The 23945-nt window shown below is 64.4% G+C and carries 22 protein-coding genes and 1 pseudogene; 14 read left to right on the forward strand and 9 right to left on the reverse strand.

Annotated features, from left to right (window positions below; all coding sequences use genetic code 11):
- The first annotated feature begins 17 nt into the window (after positions 1-17).
- The 3 genes from AAGS40_RS17605 to AAGS40_RS17615 all read left to right on the forward strand — a co-directional run bounded on the left by AAGS40_RS17605 (position 18) and on the right by AAGS40_RS17615 (position 1412).
- Positions 18-425, forward strand: a complete 408-nt coding sequence (locus AAGS40_RS17605) for a VOC family protein (protein ID WP_345816062.1) — start codon at positions 18-20, stop codon at positions 423-425.
- Positions 426-633: 208 nt separating this feature from the next.
- Complete coding sequence (locus AAGS40_RS17610) at positions 634-1065, forward strand: DoxX family protein (RefSeq protein WP_345816063.1); 432 nt, start codon at positions 634-636, stop codon at positions 1063-1065.
- Positions 1066-1139: 74 nt separating this feature from the next.
- A complete protein-coding gene (locus AAGS40_RS17615; protein WP_345816064.1) occupies positions 1140-1412 on the forward strand; it encodes a hypothetical protein in 273 nt (90 codons plus the stop codon).
- 89 nt (positions 1413-1501) lie between these two features.
- Here AAGS40_RS17615 and AAGS40_RS17620 read toward each other — a convergent pair whose 3' ends face one another.
- Positions 1502-2803, reverse strand: coding sequence for an MFS transporter (locus tag AAGS40_RS17620; RefSeq protein ID WP_345816065.1), 1302 nt, complete (start codon positions 2801-2803; stop codon positions 1502-1504).
- A 395-nt stretch (positions 2804-3198) separates the two neighbouring features.
- Between AAGS40_RS17620 and AAGS40_RS17625 the strand changes: the two genes are divergently transcribed.
- A complete protein-coding gene (locus AAGS40_RS17625; RefSeq protein ID WP_345816066.1) occupies positions 3199-3921 on the forward strand; it encodes a response regulator transcription factor in 723 nt (240 codons plus the stop codon).
- Positions 3922-3996: 75 nt separating this feature from the next.
- Here AAGS40_RS17625 and AAGS40_RS17630 read toward each other — a convergent pair whose 3' ends face one another.
- On the reverse strand, positions 3997-4902 hold the full coding sequence (locus AAGS40_RS17630) for a dihydrodipicolinate synthase family protein (protein ID WP_345816067.1): 906 nt from the start codon (positions 4900-4902) through the stop codon (positions 3997-3999).
- A gap of 351 nt (positions 4903-5253) precedes the next feature.
- Between AAGS40_RS17630 and AAGS40_RS17635 the strand changes: the two genes are divergently transcribed.
- From AAGS40_RS17635 to AAGS40_RS17660, 6 genes and pseudogenes are all read left to right on the forward strand, one after another.
- Entirely contained in the window at positions 5254-6210 is a 957-nt protein-coding gene (locus AAGS40_RS17635; RefSeq protein WP_345816068.1) for a 4-hydroxyproline epimerase, read from the forward strand.
- Positions 6207-7334: an FAD-binding oxidoreductase gene (locus AAGS40_RS17640; protein WP_345816069.1), complete on the forward strand. Its 1128-nt coding sequence runs from the start codon at positions 6207-6209 to the stop codon at positions 7332-7334. Before AAGS40_RS17635 ends, AAGS40_RS17640 begins: the two co-directional genes overlap by 4 nt.
- Positions 7327-7611 (forward strand): annotated as a pseudogene (locus AAGS40_RS17645) ((2Fe-2S)-binding protein); the annotation flags it as partial. The gene AAGS40_RS17640 and the pseudogene AAGS40_RS17645, both read left to right, overlap by 8 nt.
- Positions 7612-7700: 89 nt before the next feature.
- Complete coding sequence (locus AAGS40_RS17650) at positions 7701-9038, forward strand: FAD-dependent oxidoreductase (RefSeq protein ID WP_345816070.1); 1338 nt, start codon at positions 7701-7703, stop codon at positions 9036-9038.
- Between the two features lie 133 nt (positions 9039-9171).
- The gene (locus tag AAGS40_RS17655; protein WP_345816071.1) at positions 9172-9939 is read left to right on the forward strand and encodes an AraC family transcriptional regulator; all 768 of its coding nucleotides are present in this window, start codon (positions 9172-9174) and stop codon (positions 9937-9939) included.
- Between the two features lie 10 nt (positions 9940-9949).
- Positions 9950-10279, forward strand: coding sequence for a hypothetical protein (locus AAGS40_RS17660; RefSeq protein WP_345816072.1), 330 nt, complete (start codon positions 9950-9952; stop codon positions 10277-10279).
- 49 nt (positions 10280-10328) lie between these two features.
- Here the strand turns inward: AAGS40_RS17660 and AAGS40_RS17665 are convergent, their stop codons facing one another.
- The 3 genes from AAGS40_RS17665 to AAGS40_RS17675 all read right to left on the reverse strand — a co-directional run bounded on the left by AAGS40_RS17665 (position 10329) and on the right by AAGS40_RS17675 (position 13244).
- Positions 10329-10589 carry a hypothetical protein gene (locus tag AAGS40_RS17665; RefSeq protein ID WP_345816073.1) on the reverse strand — a complete coding sequence of 87 codons (261 nt, stop codon included), beginning with the start codon at positions 10587-10589 and terminating at the stop codon, positions 10329-10331.
- A 255-nt stretch (positions 10590-10844) separates the two neighbouring features.
- A complete protein-coding gene (locus tag AAGS40_RS17670; RefSeq protein WP_345816074.1) occupies positions 10845-11177 on the reverse strand; it encodes a hypothetical protein in 333 nt (110 codons plus the stop codon).
- 183 nt (positions 11178-11360) lie between these two features.
- The gene (locus AAGS40_RS17675; RefSeq protein WP_345816075.1) at positions 11361-13244 is read right to left on the reverse strand and encodes a TIM barrel protein; all 1884 of its coding nucleotides are present in this window, start codon (positions 13242-13244) and stop codon (positions 11361-11363) included.
- A 297-nt stretch (positions 13245-13541) separates the two neighbouring features.
- Between AAGS40_RS17675 and aroQ the strand changes: the two genes are divergently transcribed.
- The 3 genes from aroQ to AAGS40_RS17690 all read left to right on the forward strand — a co-directional run bounded on the left by aroQ (position 13542) and on the right by AAGS40_RS17690 (position 16330).
- Complete coding sequence (aroQ, locus tag AAGS40_RS17680) at positions 13542-13997, forward strand: type II 3-dehydroquinate dehydratase (RefSeq protein WP_345816076.1); 456 nt, start codon at positions 13542-13544, stop codon at positions 13995-13997.
- Positions 13994-14875, forward strand: coding sequence for a shikimate dehydrogenase (locus tag AAGS40_RS17685; protein WP_345816077.1), 882 nt, complete (start codon positions 13994-13996; stop codon positions 14873-14875). Before aroQ ends, AAGS40_RS17685 begins: the two co-directional genes overlap by 4 nt.
- Before the next feature lie 90 nt (positions 14876-14965).
- Positions 14966-16330, forward strand: a complete 1365-nt coding sequence (locus AAGS40_RS17690; protein ID WP_345816078.1) for an MFS transporter — start codon at positions 14966-14968, stop codon at positions 16328-16330.
- Positions 16331-16498: 168 nt separating this feature from the next.
- Here AAGS40_RS17690 and AAGS40_RS17695 read toward each other — a convergent pair whose 3' ends face one another.
- From AAGS40_RS17695 to AAGS40_RS17710, 4 genes are all read right to left on the reverse strand, one after another.
- The gene (locus AAGS40_RS17695) at positions 16499-17239 is read right to left on the reverse strand and encodes a TetR/AcrR family transcriptional regulator (RefSeq protein WP_345816079.1); all 741 of its coding nucleotides are present in this window, start codon (positions 17237-17239) and stop codon (positions 16499-16501) included.
- 95 nt (positions 17240-17334) lie between these two features.
- Positions 17335-18651 (reverse strand): FAD-binding oxidoreductase, encoded by a 1317-nt coding sequence (locus tag AAGS40_RS17700; RefSeq protein WP_345816080.1) that lies wholly within the window; start codon positions 18649-18651, stop codon positions 17335-17337.
- A 135-nt stretch (positions 18652-18786) separates the two neighbouring features.
- Complete coding sequence (locus AAGS40_RS17705) at positions 18787-19569, reverse strand: anti-sigma factor (RefSeq protein ID WP_345816081.1); 783 nt, start codon at positions 19567-19569, stop codon at positions 18787-18789.
- Positions 19569-20138, reverse strand: a complete 570-nt coding sequence (locus AAGS40_RS17710) for a sigma-70 family RNA polymerase sigma factor (RefSeq protein WP_345816082.1) — start codon at positions 20136-20138, stop codon at positions 19569-19571. Before AAGS40_RS17710 ends, AAGS40_RS17705 begins: the two co-directional genes overlap by 1 nt.
- A 671-nt stretch (positions 20139-20809) precedes the next feature.
- On the opposite strand from AAGS40_RS17710, the gene AAGS40_RS17715 reads away from it, so the two are divergent.
- The gene (locus tag AAGS40_RS17715; RefSeq protein ID WP_345816083.1) at positions 20810-23908 is read left to right on the forward strand and encodes a transglycosylase domain-containing protein; all 3099 of its coding nucleotides are present in this window, start codon (positions 20810-20812) and stop codon (positions 23906-23908) included.
- Positions 23909-23945 lie beyond the last annotated feature (37 nt).

Below are 23945 nucleotides of genomic sequence, written 5' to 3' on the forward strand. Positions count from 1 at the left end.
TCACGGTAACGGATTCCATGAGCTTCTCGATAGATAGTCTCGATCATCTCGTCCTGAATGTCGCCGACGTCGAAGTCAGCGCCGCCTGGTACGCTCGTATGCTCGGCATGCGGCGTACGGAATTCGAATCCCGTACGGGCAAGCGTGTGGCCATGACCTACGGCAGTCAGAAAATCAATCTGCGCCCGGCGAAGGCTGACACCGTTGCGTGGTTCACCGGACGCGAAGTGGTGCCCGGCAGCGCCGATCTATGCTTCATCACCACATCGAGTCCCGCCGAGGTGAAGGCACACTGGCTCGCGCAGGGTGTCGAAATCGAGGCGGGGCCGGTCGAGCGCGACGGTGCGCGCGGCAAGATGACTTCCGTCTACTGCCGGGATCCGGACGGCAATCTGATCGAGGTCGCCACATACCCTACGATCTAACTTAAAACGCGGGCTTACGTCGCCGCGAGAGATGGCCGCGTTTGAACGTGCGGAGGTGTCATTCGCTATTGCCCATGCTGCCGTGCATCATGCGATTGATCCGAATCGGACTTGGAAAAGGCGGCCATTGCGCGTGGTGGCCGGTGCAAAGTGGGGAACTGCGGCCGTCTGCACCGGTCTGCTGCTTATTCATTTACAGGAGCCCCTCATGACGCGTCCCGTCGATTCCGGCGTAATTCTCATTGCACGTATCGCCCTTGCAGTGCTGTTCCTGTGGGGCGGTGTAATGAAGCTGCTGGGCTACGCGGGTTTCGTCGGCTATCTTCACTCAAAGGGCGTGCCGTTCGTGCAGATCGCCGCGCCGATCGCCACGGCGGTCGAAGCGCTCGGCGGCCTGCTGCTGATCGTCGGCTTCAAGGTTCGACCGCTCGCGCTCATCATGGCGGTGTACACGGTCGCGACGGCGGTGCTGGGCCACGACTTCTGGAACGTCACCGACCCGGCCCTGCAACGCGACATGGTCATTCATTTCTGGAAGAACATCGGCATTGCCGGCGGCTTCCTGCTGCTGTTCGTCACCGGCGCGGGCCGGATCAGTATCGATGGCGCGCGCGCGCCTCGCAGCGGGCTCGGGTTGTGACACGGCAGTTGAGGTAGTCTGTGAAGGTAGTCTGGGCGTAGGAATTGATTCTGGCTGTAACCAAGGGAGCGAAAATGATTCAGAGTTTCGAGCAAAACGTCGGCGGCAAAATCACCCAGTTGTGTGCGAGTCTCGGCGAAGGACCCACGCCGCATCGCGTGATCATCAGTCTCGCCGATTCCGCCAAGACACTCGTGGTGCTGGACGCGTCCGGGCTGATCAGCACGATCAAGGCCGAGATTGAGGAGCCGGAAAAACTGATCGCCGACGCGATCGCCAAGGCCCAGAACGAAGGGCTGATCGAACGGGCGATCGACACCGGCACGATTCAGGAGGCGTCGCTGTAGTGCAACATTGAACGGCTGTAAAAAAACCCCCGCTGCGCGCTCGCGCCGCAGGGGTTTTTGCATGGATACTCAAAAAGACGCTAACCGGCTCAGCCTTCGTGCGGCGCGTCCTTGATAAACAGCGTGGTCAGCGCGCCGAGAATGCAGATTGCGCCGACATACAGCGGCGCGGCCATGGCGTTGGACTTCATCATCAACGATACGGCGATCGGCGTGAGTCCGCCGAATACGGCATAAGCGACGTTGTACGAGAACGAGATACCCGAGAAACGCACCACGGGCGGGAACGCGTTGACCATGACAAATGGAATCGCGCCGATTACGCCGACCAGAAGCCCCGCCGCCGCATACAGCGGCACGAGCGCGGACGTGTCCACCGCGAGCCGCTGGAACATCACGTAGTAGGTGACGGCCAGCGCGAGGCCGCCGATGAGGATCGTGCGGCCCGCACCAATGCGTCCGGCGATCGAGCCCGCCATCACGCAGCCGATCGTCAGGCACAGCGTGGCGACGCAATTCGCCAGCAATGCGGTGGCCGGTGCGATATGAAACTGCTTCTGCAGCAACGTGGGCGTCATCAGAATCACGACGACGATCGCGGCTGACAGCATCCACGTGAGCAGCATCGAGACGATCACCGCGCGGCCATGGTCGCGCAGCACGGCCTTGAGCGGCACTTCGGCGGCAATCGCCTTGCGCTGCTTGAGTTCGGCGAACACCGGCGTTTCGTGCAGCCAGCGGCGCAGATAGACGGAGAACATCCCGAACACGCCGCCGACGAGGAACGGAATGCGCCACGCGTAAGCGGAAATCTCCGCCGGCGCGAACTGGTGGTTCACCGCCGACGCGATCAACGAACCCAGCAGAATACCGGCCGTCAGCCCGGCGGTGAGCGTGCCGCACGCATAGCCGACGTGCCGCTGCGGTACGTGCTCGGAGACGAACACCCACGCGCCCGGTACCTCGCCGCCGACCGCCGCGCCCTGCATCACGCGAAACAGAAGGAGCAGGACCGGCGCGAGCACGCCGATACTCGCGTAAGTGGGCAGCAGACCCATCATCAGCGTAGGCACCGACATCAGCAGCACGCTCAGCGTGAACATGCGCTTGCGGCCGAACAGATCTCCGAAATGCGCCATGATGATGCCGCCGAGCGGCCGTGCGAGATAGCCCGCCGCGAAGATGCCGAACGTTTGCACCTGACGCAGCCAGTCGGGCATGGCCGCCGGAAAGAACAACTGGCCGATGGCCGGCGCGAAGAACACGAAAATGATGAAGTCGTAGAACTCGAGCGCCCCGCCGAGCGCGGCGAGGCCGAGCGTCTTGTAATCGCTGCGCCCAAGAGGGCGTGGGGTGACAGCCTGTGCTCCACCCAGATTTGTCGCTTGCATTGCTTGTATTTTGTCTTGAATTGGAAGCCACACGTGGCGCGTGGAAATACGGCGGTCGTCGGGCGAGAAGTGTGGCAAGCGCTGGGTAGAGCACGGGACACCGGCGCGCCGCTCCGGATAGGGCGGCGCGATGACGACAGGCCTGTTCGGTATTTTACAGGATGCAAGCCTTTTCTTTCCCGAAGTGCTTAATTAGATTGGTAAAAGTTCCCGTTCGTCGGTTTTTCATGCGCGCGCTTTGCGCAAGCTTGTTGGCAAACACGCATCGGCCGTTGATGGCGCGCCGCTCAGTCGATAGAAAGCCTCGGCACTCGTAGATTAGGAATGCTCCTATGGGATGGCCGGGGCGCGACTCTGAGAATCGCGTCAGAGCTATCTCTCACGAGTCCAACCAAATGCGCATTGCCATTCTTCAGCGTGATCCGGTCATGCGTCAGACAATCGAAAAGATCCTGACCACCGCCGGCCATACCTGCGCGAGCTTTGACGACGGCCTCGCCATGTCGAAAGCGCTCGCGCGTTCCACCGTCGACCTGCTGGTGCTGGACTGGCAGGGCACGCGCCTGTCGGGCTCGGACGTGCTGCGATCGGCCCGCGCAGTGGGCGGCGACCGTCTGCCGGCGCTGTTCGCCTCGCGCGACACATCGGAGGAGAGCACCGTACGTGCTTTCGTGAGCGGGGCGGACGACTATGTCGCTCTGCCGTTGCGCCCCGCGGAGTTCCGCGAGCGCGTGGCCGCGTTGCTGCGGCGCGCTTATCCGGACCGCTTTAGCGGCGCGAGTTTCAGCGTGGGTCCCTACCATTTCGATACGCATCGGCAACTCGTCACGCTGCGCGGTCAGCCGGTCCAGCTGTCGGGCACGCAATACCGGCTCGCTTCGCTGTTCTTTTCGAACATTGGCCGCGTGATGTCGCGCGATCATATTTTTGCGATGGTGTGGGGCCGTGAGTTCCGCGAATTCACACGCACGATCGACAGCCATGTGTCGAGACTGCGCCTGCTGCTTGAGATCGAGCCGCAAAACGAATTCCGGCTGCAGCCGGTCTACAAGAGCGGCTACCGGCTGCTGCATTTGCGGCAGGAAGAGGGGGTCGAAGCGGAGAAGCAGGCGGCCTGATCTTTCGCTTGGCCGGCTCGGCGGCGCTGCCACCGCGACTCGCGCAACTTGCGCCCGCCGGAAGTTCAGGCAAATTTAGATTGGCGGCAGCGCGGGCCGTGTGTCGATCGCCTTGCGAATCAGCGCCTCTACCGCGTTGCGCTCGTCGCCGGCTAACGGCAGACGCGGCGGGCGCACCGGCTCCGTCCCAAGCTCCAGCATCGCTTCGGCCAGCTTGATGTTCTGAACGAGTTTCGGCGACACATCCAGCGCGAGCAGCGGCGCGAACCAGCGATAAATCGCCCGCGCTTCTTCAAGCCGTCCCGCTTTCAACAGCGTGTAGATGGCGACCGTCTCATGCGGAAACGCGCACACCAGACCGGCGACCCAGCCGTGCGCGCCCATCAGCATGGCCTCCATGGCGAGATTGTCCACGCCGCACAGGATCGCAAAGCGATCGCCCACTTCGTTGATCAGATCGGTCACGCGCCGCACGTCGCCGCAGGACTCCTTGATCGCGACAATCTTTTTCTCGTCGGCTATCTCTGCAAACATCTCGGGCGTCATATCCACGCCGTAGGCGAGCGGATTGTTGTAGATCATCAGCGGCAATGCACTCGCTTTCGCGACGCTGCGGAAATGGTTCAGCGTCTCGCGTCGGTCGGACAGGTAGCGCAGCCCCGGCAGCACCATATAGCCAGCCGCGCCATGCCTGCCGCCGGCTTCGGCCTGGCGGCAGGCGTCGAGCGTGCTGTTTTCCGCGATGGTGAGCAGCACCGGCACGCGGCCGCTCGAGGCCTCCACCGCGATATCCAGTACCTGGAGTTTCTCGTCGAGCGAGAGCGTCGACGCTTCGCCGAGCGATCCGCACACGATGATGCCGTCCACGCCCGCTTCGATCTGCGCGTCGATATTCCTCGCGGTCCATGCCCGGTCTATGCTGAAATCCGCGTGAAATTTGGTGGTGACCGCCGGCCATACGCCTTCCCAGATATGCGCCACGACTGCTCTCCTGATTCTGATGAAACTGCACGCAGTGTAAGTAGGGAAAATCCTCGCGTCTTGCGGGATTCGCTCGCGGTGGGTGACGATTTCAGCATAGGCGGCGACGCCGGATAGCCGCGAATTCACCGCGCAGCACACCCGGCCGGAGAACAGGCGTAATAACACGCGGACGGTGCGCCTGCACGCAGGCAACGGCGCTGACTTTCAATCCCAGGTGGGCGGCCCGGCATAGTCACATCGAGCGGATGGCGTGCGGCCATCACGGTGCGACCGATCACCGGAACTATGCCGAAATCGTCACCTGCGACGCGCACGCGCACCAAGACTCATGGCTTCGTCATTCCTACCATGAGCAACATGAAAACCTTGGACATCATCGATTCGCACACAGGCGGTGAGCCGACCCGCCTCGTGGTGTCGAACGGGCCGGAGCTCGGTGAGGGCACGCTGGCGCAGCGGCTCGACATCTTCCGCACCCATTTCGACGACTGGCGCGCGGCCGTCGTCACGGAGCCGCGCGGGTCGGACGTCATGGTCGGCGCTTTGCTGTGTGAGCCCGACGATCCCACCTGCACGGCGGGCGTGATCTTTTTCAACAACGTCGGCTATCTCGGCATGTGCGGGCACGGCACGATCGGTCTCGTCGTGTCGCTCGCGCATGGCCGGCGGATCAAGCCGGGACGGCACCGGATCGAGACGCCGGTCGGCGTCGTGGAGGCGACGCTCAACGAGGACGGCAGTGTGTCCGTGCGCAACGTGCCGGCGTATCGCCACCGTGCCCGCGTGCAGGTCGAGGTGCCGGGTTATGGAAGATTGAGCGGCGATATCGGCTGGGGCGGCAACTGGTTTTTTCTCGTCGCCGAACATGGGCAAACGCTCGAAGCGTCGCGCATCGGCGAACTGACCGAGTTCAGCGCCGCGATCCGCGACGCGCTGATCGCGCAGCGCATCAGCGGCGCGGAGGGCGCGCTGATCGACCATATCGAGCTGTTCGGCCCCGCTTCGCGCGATGGTCTCGACAGCCGCAGCTTCGTGCTATGTCCCGGCAATGCGTATGATCGCTCGCCATGCGGCACGGGCACGAGCGCGAAGCTCGCCTGTCTCGCCGCCGACGGCAAGCTCGCGGCGGGCGAAGTATGGCGGCAGGAAAGCATCATCGGCAGCGTGTTCGAGGCGCGCTACGAGCGTGCGGCCGACAACGCGTCGATCATCCCGACGATCACCGGGCACGCGTACATCATGGCCGAAGGACGCCTGTGTTTCGACGGGCGTGATCCGTTCGCGCGAGGCATCCGCACGGTATGACAGCAGACGTGCTGGTGATCGGCGCGGGCATTGTCGGCGCGGCGTGCGCGGCGGAACTGGCCGCGCGCGGCCTGCGCGTCGACGTGCTCGATGCGCACGGTATAGGCGGCGGCGCGACGGCGGCGGGCATGGGCCATATCGTCGTGATGAACGACTCGCCGGCGGAGCTGGCGCTCAGCCGCTATTCGCGCGACCTGTGGCTGGAGCTTGCGCCGTGCCTGCGCACACGCGACGCGTTCGCGCGCTGCGGCACGCTCTGGGTCGCCGAAGACGAGGACGAATGGCAAGCCGCCCGCGCCATGCATGCGGCCTTCGACGCGCAGGGCATCGCCGCGCACCTGCTCGACGCGCGCGAATTGCACGAGTGCGAGCCGGCGCTCGCGCCGTCGATGGCGGGCGGCTTGCGGGTCGAACACGACAGCATCGTCTATGCGCCGACCGTCGCCGAGTGGCTGCTGACCCGGTCGCCGGGCGCATCGCATATCTGCGTGCGGCCTGGCGTTGCTGTCAGGTCGGTCGATGCAGCGTGCGTGACACTCGCGGATGGCGAGCGCCTGAGCGCCGCGCATGTGGTCGTGGCCAATGGACTGCGCGCACGGGAACTGCTGGTCGCGCTGCCGCTCCAGCCGAAGAAAGGGCACCTGCTGATCACCGACCGGTATCCCGGCGTAATCCGCCACCAACTGCTCGAACTCGGCTACATCAAGAGCGCGCATCATGCGTGCGGCACGTCGGTGGCATTCAATGCGCAGCCGCGGCCTACGGGCCAATTGCTGATCGGCTCGTCCCGTCAGTTCGACACGACCGATCCCGTCGTCGAGATGCCCGTACTTGCTCGCATGTTGCAGCGCGCAGCGCGTTATCTGCCGATGTTGCCCGAGATGAACGGCATTCGCGCATGGACCGGGTTCCGGGCGGCAACGCCGGACGGCTTGCCGGTGATCGGCCCGGCCGGCGAGTGGGCGCCTGGCGTCTGGCTGGCGGTCGGGCACGAAGGACTCGGCGTGACGACGTCGCTGGCCACGGCGAAATTGCTGGCGGCGCAGATGGTCGGCGACACGGCGGCCATTCCGTTCGAGCCTTATTTGGCCGCTCGCTTTGGATACGAGGTGGTTCATGAATGATGCCGGCGGCGCACGCATTCGTTTGACGGTCGATGGCAACAGCGTCGACGTCGAAGCCGGCACGACAGTCGCGGCGGCAATCGTGCTGGCGACGAGCGTCATGGGCGACGCGCGTGACGCTCATCGCATTGACGGCACCCGGATTTCGGTAAGCGGACAGCCGCGCGCCGCGTTGTGCGGCATGGGCGTCTGCCAGGAATGCCGCGTGAGCGTGGATGGCCGCGCGCACGTTCTCGCCTGCCAGACGCTCTGTCGCGAAGGTCAGAATGTGCAGACGGGTGCGGCCTCGTCCGTGGGGGCGGGCCGACAATCAGTCGGCGAGCGGCACGCGCCATCCACGAGACGCGCCACCGGCGAGCACGCGCGATGAACTCACACTTCGACATCGTCGTGGTCGGCGCCGGACCGGCCGGCCTGCATGCGGCGCGCGCGGCGGCGCGCGAAGGGGCGTCGGTTGCATTGCTCGACGATAACCCACGCGCCGGCGGACAGATCTGGCGACAAGGACCCGGTCATCCGCCGCAGGCGCCGTTGCAAGCGCTGCTCGCGACGTTGGGCGAACAGCACAGGCTCACGTACTGGCCATCGACACGCGTCGTCGCGCCGCTCGACCGCCCGCTCGACGCGCCGCTGGCCTCGCGCGGGCTGCTGCTCGAGTCGGCGGAGCGCGGCGGCGTGAGCATCACCTACGATCGCCTGATTCTGGCGACGGGCGCGCGCGAACTGCTGCTGCCATTCACGGGCTGGACGCTGCCCGGCGTGACGGGCGCGGGCGCTTTGCAGGCGCTCATCAAGGGTGGCATGCCGGTGCGCGGCGAGCGGGTGGTGATTGCAGGCAGCGGCCCGTTGCTGATCGCCGCGCTTGCCAGTGCGCATGCAGCGGGCGCGCGCGTCGTCGCGGTCGTCGAGCAGGCATCGGCGCTCGACGTCGCGCGCTTTACCGCTTCGCTGCTGGTCGAGCCGGCGAAGTTGCGGCAGGCAATCGGCATGGGTTTGTCGAGCGGCCTCGCGAGTTGGCGCTACTGGACGGGCAGTGTCGTCAAAGCGGCGTATGGCAATGGCCGCGTCGAACAGGTGACGATCCGGCGCGGCGAGCGTGACGTGACGCTCGACTGCGAGCGTGTGGCATGCGGCTATGGGCTGGTGCCGAACAGCACGCTTGCGCAGGCGCTCGGTTGTGCGATCGGCGACGCGGGCGAGATCATGGTGGACGACGCGCAGCGCACGTCGGTGCACAGCGTGCTGGCGGCGGGCGAATGCACGGGCGTGGGCGGCGCGGAGCGGGCAGCGGTCGAAGGGGAGATCGCCGGTCTCGTGGCGAGCGGCACGCGAACGGATGACGCGGCGGATGGCGCAACAGGTAGCGCGCCCGGCGTGCTCGTGGCCCGACGCGCCCGCTGGCGCCGCTTCGCCCATCGCGTGGCGACGGCGTTCGCGTTGCAGGAAGCCGCCCGCACGCCGCCCGACGACGCCACGCTGCTCTGCCGTTGTGAGGACGTCAGCTTGGGTGAAGTGCGCGCCTGCCGCGACGGGCGCGAAGCCAAACTGCACACGCGCTGCGCGATGGGCGCGTGCCAGGGACGCATCTGCGGCGCGGCGGCGAGTGTGTATTTCGGCTGGCCGGCCGCGACACCGCGTCCGCCGTTCAGTCCCGCCGCGATCCGCACGCTGATGCTGGTCGATGACGAAGCGTCGTCGGACTAATACTTGCCTCGGCCGCCGGCAATATTGTGCGTAGGGTACGCGGTCCTATAATCGAGCGCACATTGCAGCGCCGGCGCACCCCGCGCGGCCCGCCACGCCAGGCCCGAACCCGCCGACCCACGGAACTCGCACGATGAACACGCTGGCCCATCCGCCTGAACCCGACGACGCAACGCTCACCGGCATGCTGTCGCATTTCACGTTGCTGGAGCCGGTGTTCGACGCAATGCCCGACGTCGTGTTCTTCGTCAAGGACGCCCACGCGCGATACGCGCTCGTGAACCGCACGCTGGCTTCCCGTTGTGGCTTCAAGGAGAAGTCCGGCTTGCTCGGCAAAACCGCCGAAGACGTGTTTCCGAGCCGCTTCGGCCGCATTTACACGGCGCAGGACAAGGCGGTCATCAACGTCGGCAATCAGATGATCGACCAGTTGGAGTTGCACCTGTATCCCGGCCGTCAGCCTGGCTGGTGTCTCACATGCAAGCAGCCGCTGCGCGACGCTGGGGGCCGCGTCGTCGGGCTGGCCGGCATTTCGCGCGATCTGAAAGCGGACGAAAGCAGTCATCCTGCCTACAGCCGGCTCGCGGCGGTCGTCCAGTCAATTCAGGAAAACTATGTCCAGCCGCTGAATCTGAAACAGCTTGCGGCGATGGCGGATATGTCGGTCGCGCAACTCGAGCGCTATTTCCACAAGGTGTTTCATCTGACGCCGCGCCAGGTTTTGCTCAAAACGCGGCTGGATGCGGCCACGGCGCTGCTCGTATCGCACGACAAGGTCACCGACGTCGCGGCGCTGTGCGGCTACACCGACCACAGTGCATTCACACGCCAGTTCAAGGCGACGGTGGGCGTCACGCCCACCGAGTACCGCATGCTGCTGCACGGCACAGCGCGAGCCTGAGCGGCTGCCTATGGCCCGACGCAAGCATCATTACTACGTTTATGTTGTCCTGCTCGACGACGCCGTGTGGAACGACGCGCGTTTTCGTCGCGCGAATCCGGACTACCGGTTCGACAAGCCGTGCGTGTACGTGGGAATGACCGGTCTGGACCCGGATCTGCGATTCGACCGGCATAAAGCCGGCATTCAGGCGAATCGCTATGTTCGCGATTACGGCCTGCGTCTGGTTCCAGAGCTTTATGAAGTGTTCAACCCCATGCCTTATCGCGGCGCGCAGGACATGGAAGTGGAATTGGGGATTGGATTACGTGAAGCGGGCTACGGCGTGTGGCAGGCGTGAAGCCGCGTGGGCGGACCGGCAGAAGTGCCGGACGCGGAGGTCCGGCGGATTATCGGATGCCAAGGCCGCGCAGTACGGCATTGCCTTCCGGCGTCAAACGGATGCGCGACACGCCTGCATCGCCGGCGACCGTCTCCACCAGACCGGCTTCGTACAGTTGCGGAATTTCGGGTTTCGCCGATGCGTCGATCGGTGCGTGCAGCAGAAGCAGCAGCGTCGCCAGTTCGTGGTGGCTCAGCAGGCGGCGCAGGATGGTGGGCTTTTTGGCCGGCGCCGGTGTGTCGTTCGTGTTGTGGTCGGGCTGGTTCATGGTTCGCACCTTGTGCGGGTTCGTGTCCGGTGGATGATGCTGACGAAGTCTTAAACGATTCTTAAGACTCATTGTGCTGTAACACCGTGACATCATCATTGCACGCGGACAAATGCCGGCTGATTGCCGGCCGGGTATTTTCCTTCATGCTTACCCGGCCTGACCAATATCAGCTTGACCGCGCGAGTCCGCCTGACTCGCCCCACCACGCTGCCTTACAGTCGCACCCCCGGCGCCTCCGCTTCGCCGCCACGATCACGGCGCGCAGGTCTTGCCCGCTGCTTCGATCCACAGATTGCTGACGTGACGCTTGCCCGCATAGAAACGGTAAGTGGTTGCTCCATTGTCGCTGCGCACCTTGATGATGTTCGAATCGCCAAAGTCGAGCATCTGGCCTTGCGGAATGGCGGTGGACTTGAATGCGGCGTTGTGGTTCGTGGCCACCTGAGTCAGGCAGGCAATCACGTCGTTGACGGGGCGCTGCGTGGTCGTATCCGTTACGGGCTCGCCGGTATCCGGATTCTTCTGGAAGTAAGCACACGCGCTAAGAAGCAGGGGAACTGAAAGGACTACGGCAAACTTCTTCATAACTCTCCTGGCGTTTGTTCGGCCGACAAAACGTGCGGCGCCCCGACCGGACGCCGCCGCGCGGCGCTGGGCCGCGGATGGACCGCCATTATATCGGGGCGGCGCAAGCGTCCACCCCGTTGCCGCACGTGCCATGCCCGAGCGCAACGTGGGTGCGCCTCCCCGGCGGTGCCGCTGCGGTGCTCATTTGCGCCGTTGCGCCTGCGCCGCGAGCCGCACGGCAGCATTCGCGGCGCCGTAACCGTCGTAGCCCCCACGTCGCTCGACGATCTCCATGAAGAAGCGTTTGTCCAGCAGCTCTGTGTACGCGTGGAAAAATTCGCCGCCGCGCTCGTCGCGGTCGTACAGGATATTGTGCGCGCGCAGCGCTTCGAGCGTGTCGTCCGGTAGCGCGTAGCGCGCAGCGAGGTCGTCGTAATAGTTGCGCGGGATGCGCAGCACCGGCAGCCCGTCGGCGACGAATTCGGGAATCGCGCTGAAGATGTCGGCGGTACTCAGCGCGACATGGTTCAGCCCGGAGCCGTGGTAGGTGCTCAACGCTTCGGCCACCGCGGTATGGCGATCCACCGACGCATTCAGCACGATACGCACCGAGCCGTCACGGCTGCGCAACGCCCGGCTGCGCACCAGTCCATACGGGTCCGGCACCAGCACGCCGGGCTCCGCCTGGAAGCCAAGCGCGGTGCGCAGGAACAGCACCCACGTGTCGAGCGAATTGGCCGGCACCGACAGGCACACGTGATCGATGCGGCTGAGCGGTCCGACTTCGGATGGACCGTTGATGTCGGTCAGTACGAAATCGGCCTCGAACAGCGTGGGCTGCTCCGGCGCTTCGTCGACGAAATAGTTCAGGCTGCTGTCGGGCGCCTGCACGGCGGGCAACACGCGCTCGTTCGGGCCGATCTGGCCGGAAAACGGCGCATAGCCGAAACCGGCGGCGCGCTCGAATGCCTGGCTGGCGTCATCCACGCGAAAGGCCGATGCGCACAGCGACAGCCCGTGCTGCTGGAAGAATGCGTTGGCGAACGAATCCGGTTCGGCGTTCAGCACGATCGACGCCGCGCCGTGCTGAAACAGCGTGACGTCTTTCGAACGATGCCGGCCGGCCTCGCGAAAGCGCAGTTTGCCGAGCCAGTCGACCAGCTGTGCGCGCGTGGTGTGGTCCACGGCGAATTCGAGGAACTGGTAGCCCACGTGTGCCGGCGCGGCAGGCGGCCGGTACAGATCGCCGACCGGCTGACCGCTGCTCTGCAGCAGTGCGCGGGTGTGCTCCTCCAGAAACAGCAACGAGCGGTGCCCGTCAGCGGCGGTGATCGTGGTGGGCGCGGCGCGAAAACCGTCGTTGAATATTTCGAGCGAGAGCGGCCCCTGGTAGCCGGTTTTGACGACCTGTGCGGTGAAATTGGCCAGATCGAAGTCGCCCTGGCCGGGAAAGCAGCGGTAGTGTCGGCTCCATTCGAGCACGTCCATTGCAAGCTTCGGTGCGTCGGCGATCTGCACGAACGTAATGCGGTCACCCGGAATATCGGCGATACCGTCGACTGTGTCGTTCAGTGACAGCGTGTGGAAGCTGTCGAGCACGAGGCCGAGGTTCGGATGATTGACCGCATTCACCAGCTTCCATGCATGCCGGTATGTTTTGACGTGCTTGCCCCACGCGAGCGCCTCGTAACCGGCGATCACGCCGGCCGCTTCGGCGGCGCGGGCCAGTGCGCCGAGCTGATCGGTCATCAGCGCGTCGTCGCCGATGGTGTCCGGCGACACGTTGCTGCACACCAGAATCCGGTCGGTGCCCAGTTCGTGCATCACGTCGAACTTGCGTTTCGCCCGGTCCAGATTGCGTTCGAGACGCTCCGGGCTCACGCCGTCGAAATCGCGGAACGGCTGGAACAGCATGATCTTCAGACCGAGATCGTCGGCGATGCGCCGCACGTCGGCGGGCGAGCCGTCGAAATACAGCAGATCGTTTTCGAATATCTCGACGCCTTCGAAGCCCGCGGCCTGAATCGCCGTCAGCTTCTCGACAAGGGTTCCACTGATCGACACGGTGGCAATCGAACGCTGCATGGATGAGGCTCCTGCATAAGCTGTCAAACGGCTTCGGATAGGGCGCGACGCATGTGCATGTTGCGATGCGCAAAATGTTCCAGCCAGTTACCTGAAACATGCGGTGGCTGGCACGAGGCGAAAACGCGTTGCCCATCCTAACCTGGTTTGCCGACAGCATATACAAACTAACTAGATGGTACAAATTCGTAAAAACCCCGAATGACGGATTGCGCCGATGCGCGCACACTTCGTCTACGTCGTGAAAGCGCTGCGTCGGCGGCGGCTGCCGACGTTACTTTGCAGGAGTGTGTGGTCATGAGTTTCGCATCGGTCCTGGTCCTGAACGGGCCCAATCTCAATCTGCTCGGCACGCGCGAGCCGGCCATCTACGGCTCGGAAACGCTCGACGACGTCGCGAGACTTTGCCGCGACGCGGCAGACCGTCTCGACCTGTCGGTCGACTTCTGTCAGTCGAACGCCGAGCACCAGTTGATCGACTGGCTGCATGCGGCGCGCACCAAGGTCGACGGCATCGTGATCAATCCCGCCGCGTACACGCATACGTCGGTTGCGCTTGCCGACGCGCTCACCGCGATCGAAAAGCCGGTCGTCGAAGTGCACATCTCGAACGTGCATCGGCGCGAGGCGTTCCGGCATCACTCGTATGTGTCGGCGGTGGCGGACGGGATCATCATCGGGTGCGGCACGCAAGGCTATGTGCTGGCGTTGGAACGGATGGCCGTCATCCTTAAAAACAGGGTGGCGCGATGAGCACATCTGCATCGAATGCGCAGGCCACGCCGCGCTCGTACCTGGTCGGACTGATCGGCTCGGGAATCGGCGGCTCGCTCACGCCCGCCATGCACGAAGAAGAGGGCAGCAGGCTCGGCCTGCACTATGTGTACCGGCGCATCGATCTGGAAGCGTTGAAGCTGGATATGTCGGCGCTTTCCGATCTGCTCACTGCCGCCGAACGCATGGGGTACAACGGTCTGAACGTCACCTATCCGTGCAAGCAGGCGATCATTCCGCTGCTCGACGAACTGTCCGACGACGCTCGCGCGCTCGGCGCGGTCAACACGGTGCTGCTGAAGGACGGCAAGCGCATCGGCCATAACACCGACTGGTCCGGTTTCGCCCGGGCATTCCAGCGCGGGTTGCCGGATGCGTCGCTTAAGCGTGTCGTGCAGCTCGGCGCGGGCGGCGCGGGCGCAGCAGTCGCGCACGCCGCGCTGACCATGGGTGCGAAGTCGCTCGTGTTATTCGACGTGGACGCCGGGCGCGCGGCGTCGCTGGCCGAGGAGCTGCAAAAGCGCTTTCCGGCCAGCACGGTCAGCGCCGGCATGGCTCTGGCCGAGTCGCTGGCGGCCGCCACCGGCCTGATTCACGCGACGCCGACCGGCATGGCGAAACTGCCGGGCCTGCCGCTGCCTGCCGAATTGCTGCACCGTGATCTGTGGGTCGCCGACATCGTCTATTTCCCGATTCGCACCGCCCTGTTGCAGGCCGCCGAGGCCATCGGCTGCCGCACGCTGAGCGGCGGCGGCATGGCGGTGTATCAGGCAGTCGATGCAATGCGTATCTTCACGGGCCAGGAACCGGATGCTGAACGCGTTTATACGCATTTTCAATCGCTGCTGCAGGGCTGATCGCTCAGCAGGGCAGAGCGGCCCATGCTCGCATCCGGTGGCCGCCTGGCGCCAGACATACGGTCCATACCGAGAGGAGACGAATACAACATGTCGCAACCGATCCAGAGCAATCACACCGAAGCCGCGCTGCAGTCCGGCGCCGCCGTCGGCGCCGCGCGCCGTTCAAAAGCCCGCTACAAGATCCTGGCGCTGCTCGCCGCCGGCACCATGATCAACTATCTCGACCGCACGGTGCTCGGCATCGCGGCGCCGCAGTTGACCAAAGAACTGGGCATCAACGCCGCGGTCATGGGCTTGCTGTTCTCCGTGTTCTCGTGGAGCTATGTCGCCTCGCAGATTCCAGGCGGTCTGTTTCTCGACCGGTTCGGCAGCAAGCTCACGTATTTCCTGTCGATGACTTTCTGGTCCCTCTTCACGCTCGCGCAAGGACTGGTGCACGGCATCGGCGCGCTGTTCGTATTCCGTCTTGGGCTGGGCGTGTCCGAGGCGCCCTGCTTTCCGACCAACAGCCGCGTCGTGGCCACGTGGTTTCCACAAAGCGAACGCGCGATGGCGACCGGCACGTACACCGTCGGCGAATATATCGGCCTCGCGTTTTTCAGCCCGTTTCTGTTCATGCTGATGGGCGCGTTCGGCTGGCGGTCGCTGTTCTACGTAGTGGGGGGCGTGGGCATCGTGTTCGGTCTGATCTGGTGGGCGTTCTACCGCGAGCCGGGCGATCATCCGTCGGTCAATCAGGCGGAGCTGGATTACATCGCAGCAGGCGGCGGACTCACGAACGTGAAGAAAGACGCAGCGGCTGCCGGCGCGGTCAAGGCGAAAAGCGGATTCGAGTGGCGCACCATTGGCCGCCTGCTCAAGCATCGTCAGCTGACGGGCATATGCCTCGGCCAGTTCGCGGGCAACTCGACGCTGGTGTTCTTTCTCACGTGGTTCCCCACCTATCTCGCCACCGAGCGTCACATGGCGTGGCTGAAAATCGGCTTCTTCGCGATCATGCCGTTCATTGCGGCGTCGGTCGGCGTGATGTTCGGCGGCATTTTCTCCGACTGGCTGCTGCGCCGCGGCGTGTCGGCGAACGTGGCGCGCAAGCTGCCGATCATCGCCGGGCTGCTGCTCGCGTCGACGATCGTTCTTGCGAACTACGTGGAAAGCAACGTGGTGGTGATCGTGATCCTGTCGGTGGCATTCTTCGCCCAGGGCATGGCGGCACTCGGCTGGACGCTGGTATCGGACATCGCGCCCGACGGCCTGCTCGGCGTGACCGGCGGCATTTTCAACTTCGCGGCGAACCTGGCCGGCATTATCACGCCGCTGGCAGTGGGCTTTATCGTCGCGGCAACCGGCTCGTTTGTCGGCGCGCTGGTGTTTATCGGCGCAATCGCGATGGTCGGCGCGCTGTCGTACATTTTTATCGTCGGCGATATCAAGCGGATCGTGCTGGACGATTGATTTGCGCTGAGATGAAAGAAGCGGGATGCGGCCTGTCAGGCGCGTCCCGCTTTTTTATGTGCACGGCGATCGTGGTATGCGCAGCACGCTCCGGATCGCGAAAGTCCGCCTGGTCTCATTCGTGGGCCGGCTCGCTCGAAGCACGGCCAGGCGAGGAACCACGCTCCGTCAATTTTCCTTTCGCACGAATCGCAGCACCGCGTCCACGATCATCGCGCGGTGTCTTGCCCGCAGCCTCGGGTGCGACGGATCGCGTCCAAACGCCGTGCCGAACGTATGGCGATTGCCGACCCGGTGAAAGCACAGCGAACTGATCATCAGATGCAGGTCGATCGGGTCGAGGTCGTCGCGAAACTGGCCGGACGCCACGCCGCGCGCGAGCAGATCTTCAATCGTATGAATGACGGTGACGTTGCGGCCTTTGAATGTCTTGACCTGCTCGACGTACTTCGCGCCATGAATGTTTTCGATGGTCACGAGGCGGACGAAATCGCGCTGGCGGTCGTGATAGTCGAACGTGAATTCGACCAGCGCGCGCATACCTTCGACCGGATCGAGTTCGCTGACATGCAGATCCTGTTCGAGCGCCCGAATGTCGCCATACACCTTTTCGAGCACGGCCTGATACAACCCTTCCTTGCTGCCGAAGTAGTAGTACAGCATGCGCTTGGTGGTGTTCGTGCGCTCCGCAATCGCGTCGACCCGCGCGCCTGTCAGTCCCATCGCAGAGAATTCCTGCGTCGCGACGTCGAGGATGTTGCGCTTTGTCTGCTCGGGGTCGTATTTGCGTCGCGCGTCGCTACGTCGGGCGTCGGTACGTCGGGCGTCGCCACGTGGGGCGTCGGTTTGCGGCGTGTCGGACGGAGTGCCGTTGACATCCGGCCCGGCAGCCTTGCTTCCCTTTTTCATTGTGTATTCGAGCGGCAGTGACCGCGCATTCTAGCATGGCGAAATACGCGTTTCGCGCGGCTTCGCGGCATGAGCGGCATGCGTATCGGCGCGATTCAAAGTGGGGTCGGCGCCCGCTTGCGGCGCGCGGTCAACACGTCGCGCGTTTGCATGGCGGTGTAGGTGAGTTGCGCAGCGGCGAGGCCCAGTGCGCCGAACGCGGGCGTCAGGCCGAAACTGGCGAAAGCGTCGGGCACCGGCCGCTCGCCGGCAATGGCCGCTGCCAGCAATTCACCGGAGACGGTGGTCGGCGCCATGCCGTGGCCGCCGAAGCCGACCGCGTACCAGACGCCGTCGGCGCTTCGCCCGATCTGCGGCATCTTGTGGCGCGCGTAGCTCATCAAACCGCCCCATGCGTGCTCGACACGCACATCATGAAGTTGCGGATAGACCTTCAGCAGATCGCGCCGCAACAGGCGGGCAATCGCCTCGGGCGCGCGCTCGCGCACGGAAATCCGGCCGCCCCAGAGAACGCGCGTGTCGGGCAACGGCCGGTAATAGTCGAACGCGAAGCGGGTGTCGTAGACGGCGGCGCGCGTGTCGATCGCGTCTTTCAGTCGTGCGCCGAGCGGTTCAGTCGCCATCACATAGGTGGCGATGGGCAGCACGGCACGCTCGACTCTTGGATAGACGTGGCGCGCATAGCCGCCGCCTGCCATCACGACATGCCGCGCTTCGATCACGCCGTTGGGCGTACGCACGACAAAGCCGGCACCCTGTTGACGCAAGCCAGTGACGGGCGAATGCTCGTGGATTCGTACGCCCGTGGCGCGAATCGCGGCGGCGACGCCGAGTACGTATTTAAGCGGATGAAAATGGAAGGCATTGCGCTCGAACAGGCCGCCGTGATAGCGGCTGGTTTTGAGTTGCGACGCGAGTTGCGCGGCGCTCAACGGTTCCCATTCCACGCCAAACGTGTCGCGCATCAGACGCCGTTGCAATTCGAGCCGTGACGGCTCGTCAAACCAGTTCGCGAGAATCACGCCGGCGTCGGTCGCGTCGCAAGCAATGCGATAGCGCGCGATGCGCTTGCGCATCAGATCGACGGCGTCGGTGGTCAGCGTGTAAAGCTCGCGGGCGCGCACGGAACCGAGGATTCGCAGCAGATCGGCGCAGTCGAGACTGTAGCCGCCGAACACGAAACCGCCATTGCGCCCGGACGCGCCATAGCCCACCTGTTCGGCTTCGAGCACGACGACATCGGCGACGCCCCGTTCAGCGAGTCCCAGCGCGGCCGACAAACCTGCGAGGCCGCCGCCGATGATGCAGACGTCGACCGCATGCCGCCCCGCCAGCGGCGCATGGACAGGTTCGGCCTGCCCCGCCGATGAACCCGCAGGACGACTGACAGTCGCTTCGTAATAACTTTGCATGCGGCTAGGTTAGTGGCAAGCGCGCGTTCGCGTCTAGCCGGCGCGTGCGGCCAGCGCGTCCAGCGGTCGAGTCAGCTCGCGCGCCGGGTCCACATCGGCAAACGCCGGCTTTCGAAGTCATGGATTCGCTGCGGCTCAGGTCACCGGCAGCAGCTTGCCGGTGAATACCACCGGCCCGGACGGCGCATTCGGATTCGGCGAGCCGCCCGGTGCTTCGATCGACACCGCCAACGCCGCGTAGCTTTGCGGCTTCTGCTGACCCGCGGGCAGCTTGCCGGTTGCGCTGTCCGGCAGCATGCCGAGTGCAACCGGATGGCCGCTTGCCGGGATGCCCCACAATTCCATCGCGCGGCCGGCCGGCAGATCGACCTTGCCCAACGGGTGCAAGCTCATCGTGGAATGCGTTTCGTCCCACGCGACCAGCATGACCGGTTGCGATTCCTTATTGTTCAGCACGGCGACGTGCGAGATCGCAACCTCCGGAATCTGGGCGACGGTGGGCGCGGGCGTTTGCGTCGTGGCCGACGGCAGCAGCGAACGCACGGCAACCACCACGGCAACGGCTGCGATCCCCGTAACCCCAAGCGCCCAGCCGCGCCAGAACGCAAGGTTTTCGAACAGACTGCGCGACGGACGCACCGGCCTTTCCAGCATCGACCGCGGCCGCGCGGCTTCGCGCGCGCTGCTCAGATTCAGACGACGCTCGATGGCCTCCCACACGGCGGCCGGCGGCATGCGCGGCTCAGCGAGTTCGGCCATGGGCGAGATGCGCCGTTGCCAGTCGTCGACGGCTTTGCGGACCACGGAGTCTCGATCCGCGTACAGCTGGAAGCGTCGCCGCGCCGCGCCGCGCAGGGTGCCAAGCACGTACTCGGCGGCAAGCAGATCGATGACCTGAGGATAGCGATGCAGATTCATCACTCGCCCCCAAGACAGGTCTTCAGCTTGGCGAGGCCGCGCCGGATCCAGGATTTGATGGTGCCGAGCGGCACCGTCAGCACTTCGGCAATTTCGCTATGGCTCTGGTCGCGCAAGTAAGCGAGCGCGACCGCCTGGCGTTGGGCCGGCTCCAGCTGCTGCATGCAGCCGGCCAGCAAACGTGCCTGCAGACTGACCGCAGTCAGTGCTTCGGGATCTGGGTCCCCTGTTGCCACGAGATCGTCCAACGCATCGCTCCACTCTGTTTCCTGCGAATTGACCCGCCGCAGATGATCGAGAGCACGGTTACGGACAATAGCCGACATCCACGTCATTGGAGCGGACAATGCGCGGCGATAGTCGCCCGCAAACCGCCAGATATTGACGAAGCTATCCTGCAACACTTCTTCTGCCCACTCGTGCCTGCTCAATATACGGAGCGCGAGACCAAACAGTTTCGGGGCGGCGAGATCATAAAGCTCGCGCAGCGCCGCACCGTCTTCTCTGGCGACACGTTCGAGCAACTCGGCGAGCGTTTCCGGCGTTAATTCTCGAGGATTGGCGTTCATGGAGAGAATCAGGGTGGACTTGCGGGCCTATGTTACTCAATTTCTCCATCGGCTTATATGTGGTTTTTTCCCTCACGCTTGCATCCACCGAAACGAGGTTCGCGTATAAGGCTGCACGTCGCGCTTACGCGCGCGGGTTTCGCGGAGGACCGGATGGCCGGCGCATGAGGGCCGGTGTTTCAGAAGCGCGGCGTCGTCATCGACGCCGCGTGCGCCCGTCGGCCGATGCCGGCCGGACAGCAGGACACGGGGCGCGTGTGAAGGGAGGGGCAGGGCCGTTGTACGAGCCGGATCGAACGGACGGCAACGGAGCCCAGCGATGCAGCGTGGATAACGCGTCGCGGGCATGTGTCGGTGCAACACGGGGAGCTGGGCTCATTCCTGACGCAGGTCCGGACCGTTGCCGACTTTTGTCGTCGACGGTCCGGACCGGAATGAGCCACTGCGGGACGCGCAGACAAAAAAAGCCGCCTGAAACGGCGGCTTCCTGTTCTGCGAAGGACGTCCAATATCTCATGACCTTTCACGCTTCCACAAGCCTTCCCGCACGGTGTTGTAGCCGCGACACTGTGGGGTAAATCCGGGCCAATAACGGCCGCAGATTCCGGGATACACTCATTCGCAGGCGCGCCAGATCAAAAAGTATGGCGCCCATTCGGGGGAGTGCTGCAATGAATCGGCCAGTGATTCGGATTCCGCTTCGCATGACGGGTACGGTACCTGTCAGGAAGTGGCTTAGGTGGGCGCTGGCGGCAGCATTCGTGCTGGTGCTGGCATTGGCGGTTCAGTTCTGCCGCGTCGAGATCGAAACTTCGCGGCTTCAGGCGCACTATCTTTCCGAGCTGACTCGCGACGTGGGTTTCTCCGTTGCCGAAGGCCCGAGTCACGCGATCCGTTTTCCTCAAGCCGACAAAGGCCCGTACGACACCCGGCTCGGCTACGCGCTGTTGCCGTCCATCCAGCAGCGCCTCGCGCAGCGCGGTTTTGAAGTCACGGCGCAGGCGCGGGATTCCGAACGCATGCTCTCGTTAGCGGACGATGGTCTCTTCCTGCCGTATGCGGAAAAAGATCAGGCCGGCCTGCAACTGCTGGACGGAACCGGCGCGACGCTGTTCGACGCGCGCTTCCCCGGCCGCGCCTACGCGAGTTTCGACGCCATCCCGCCGCTCGTCGTCAATTCGCTTCTCTTCATCGAGGACCGTTACCTGCTCGATCCGGGTCAGCCGAACCGCAATCCGGCGATCGACTGGGGACGCTTCAGCCGCGCGCTGGTGGACCAGGGCGCGCGCGTGTTCAATCACCATCAGTCGGCGCCGGGCGGCAGCACGCTCGCCACGCAGATCGAGAAGTTCCGGCATTCCGCGGACGGCCGCACGGCCACGCCGCCGGAAAAGTTGCGGCAGATCGCGTCGGCTTCGCTGCGTGCTTACCTGAACGGACCGCAAACGCTGCCGGCGCGTCAGCAGATCGTCGTGCACTATCTGAACTCAGTGCCGCTGGCTGCGCAGCCCGGGATCGGCGAAATCAATGGAATAGGCGATGGCCTTGCCGCGTGGTACGGGCGCGACTTCAACGATATCAACCGGCTGCTGAACGCGCCCTCCACGGTGCAGAATCTGCCGGATCAGGGCGTGGCGTTCCGTCAGGTGCTGTCGCTGATGATCGCTCAGCGCGCGCCGTCGTATTTCCTGCATCACGGCTACCCCGAGCTCGAGCGTCGCACGGATAGTTATCTGCGCCTGCTGGCGAACAACGGCGTGATCTCCGCGTCGCTGCGCGATGCCGCGCTGTCCGCGCAGGTCGATCTGCATCGCGCACCGGGCCGGATGACGGGCGCCGAGTCGTTCGTGTCGCGCAAGGCGGTAACGTCGATGCGTTCGCATCTGCTCGCGGCGCTCGGCGTGCGTAGCTTCTATGAACTCGACCGCCTCGATCTGCAGGCGAGGGGCACGTTGAACAATGCGGTGCAGCAGGCCGTCAGCGACCGGCTCGCCGCCGCGGCGACGCGTGACGGGGCGAAAGCCGCCGGGCTGGTCGGCTTTGAAATGCTGCGCGCGTCGGACGATCCTTCGCATATCGCCTACAGCTTTACATTGTTCGAACGGCGCGACGGTGCGAACCTGGTCCGTGTGCAAACGGACAGTGTGAACCAGCCGTTCGACATCAATTCCGGCGGGCGTCTGAATCTCGGTTCGACCGCAAAACTGCGCACCGTCGTCACTTATCTGCAAATCGTTTCCGACCTGCACGCGCGGTATGCGCCGCTCAGCGCCGCCGAGCTGAAAACGGTTCAGGCCGATCCGGGCGATCAGCTCACGCGCTGGGCGCTCGACTATCTGATACACACGCCGGACCGCTCGCTTCAACCGATGCTCGACGCTGCCGTGGAACGCACTTACTCGGCGAATCCGGGCGAAACGTTTTATACCGGCGGCGGCGCGCAAAGCTTCAACAACTTCGAGTCCGACGACAACAGCCGCGTTCTCACCGTGCGCCGCGCGTTCCAGCACTCGGTGAATCTGGTGTTCGTGCGGTTGATGCGCGACATCGTCCATTACGAAATGGTGCAAACGACCGGACAGTCCGCGCAATGGCTGAACGATCCCGCGCTGCGCAAGATGTATCTCACGCGTTTCGCCGATCAGGAAAGCCGCGTGTACATGGGCCGGTTCTACACGAAGTATCAGGGCAAGACGCCCGATCAGGCGCTTGCGCTGTTGCTGCTCGGCGTGCGCAAGGCGCCGCCGAAAGTGGCGACCGTGCTGCGCAGCGTCGCGCCTCGCGAGTCGAACGCCTGGTTCAACGCGAGGATGCGCGAGGCGTTGAAGAACACGCCCGCGGCCGCCTCGCTCGACGATGCCGAACTCGCGACGCTCTATACGAAGTACGGCTCGGACCGCTTCAATCTGAACGATCGCGGCTATATCGCGAGCGTGCATCCGCTCGAACTGTGGTTGCTCGACTATCTGCGCGCGCATCCGGGCGCATCGCTCGATCAGGTGCAAAAGGCCAGCCAGGATGTGCGCCTGTCCAGCTATTCGTGGCTCTACAAGACGCGCTATCACCTCACGCAGGATCGCCGGATCCGGCGCATGGTCGAGCTGCGTGCGTACGACGCGATCGGCAAGTCGTGGCGGGCGCTCGGCTATCCGTTCGAGACGTTGACGCCCTCGTATGCGGCGGCGATCGGTGCGTCGGGTGACCGGCCCGCGGCGCTGGCGCAGCTGATCGGCGTGATCGGGAACGACGGGAACAAGATGCCGACGGAAAGCCTGACGCAACTGGACTTTGCGAAAGACACGCCGTACGAGACGCATTTCAGACGCGCGGCGGTCGCGCCGCAGCGGCAACTGTCGCCGGAAATCGCAGTCGTCGTCAAAAGCCTGTTGCGCGATGTCGTCACGGGCGGGACGGCCAAACGCCTCGCACAAGGCATGACGTTTCCCAACGGCCAGACGCTCGACGTGTACGGCAAGACCGGCACCGGCGACCAGCGCTTCAACGTGTTCGCCAAAGGCGCGCGGCTGATCGAATCGCGCAAGGTGAACCGCAGCGCGACCTTCGTGTTCGCCATAGGCGACCGCTTCTACGGCACGTTGACGGCGTGGGCGCACGAGCCGTATGCCGCGCATTACGAGTTCACGAGCGCGCTGTCGGTGCAATTGCTCAAGTCGCTTGCGCCAGCCCTGCAACCGCTGCTCGATGAACCGGCCGAACCGTCCGTGAAGACCGTGTCCGCGCCGAAGGTGGAGGACGTGGCGGCGCGCTGACGCGATGCGCGTGCGAGCCGGGCGGCAGCGCGGGGCG

This window comes from Paraburkholderia sp. PREW-6R, from assembly GCF_039621805.1.
Classification (GTDB): domain Bacteria; phylum Pseudomonadota; class Gammaproteobacteria; order Burkholderiales; family Burkholderiaceae; genus Paraburkholderia.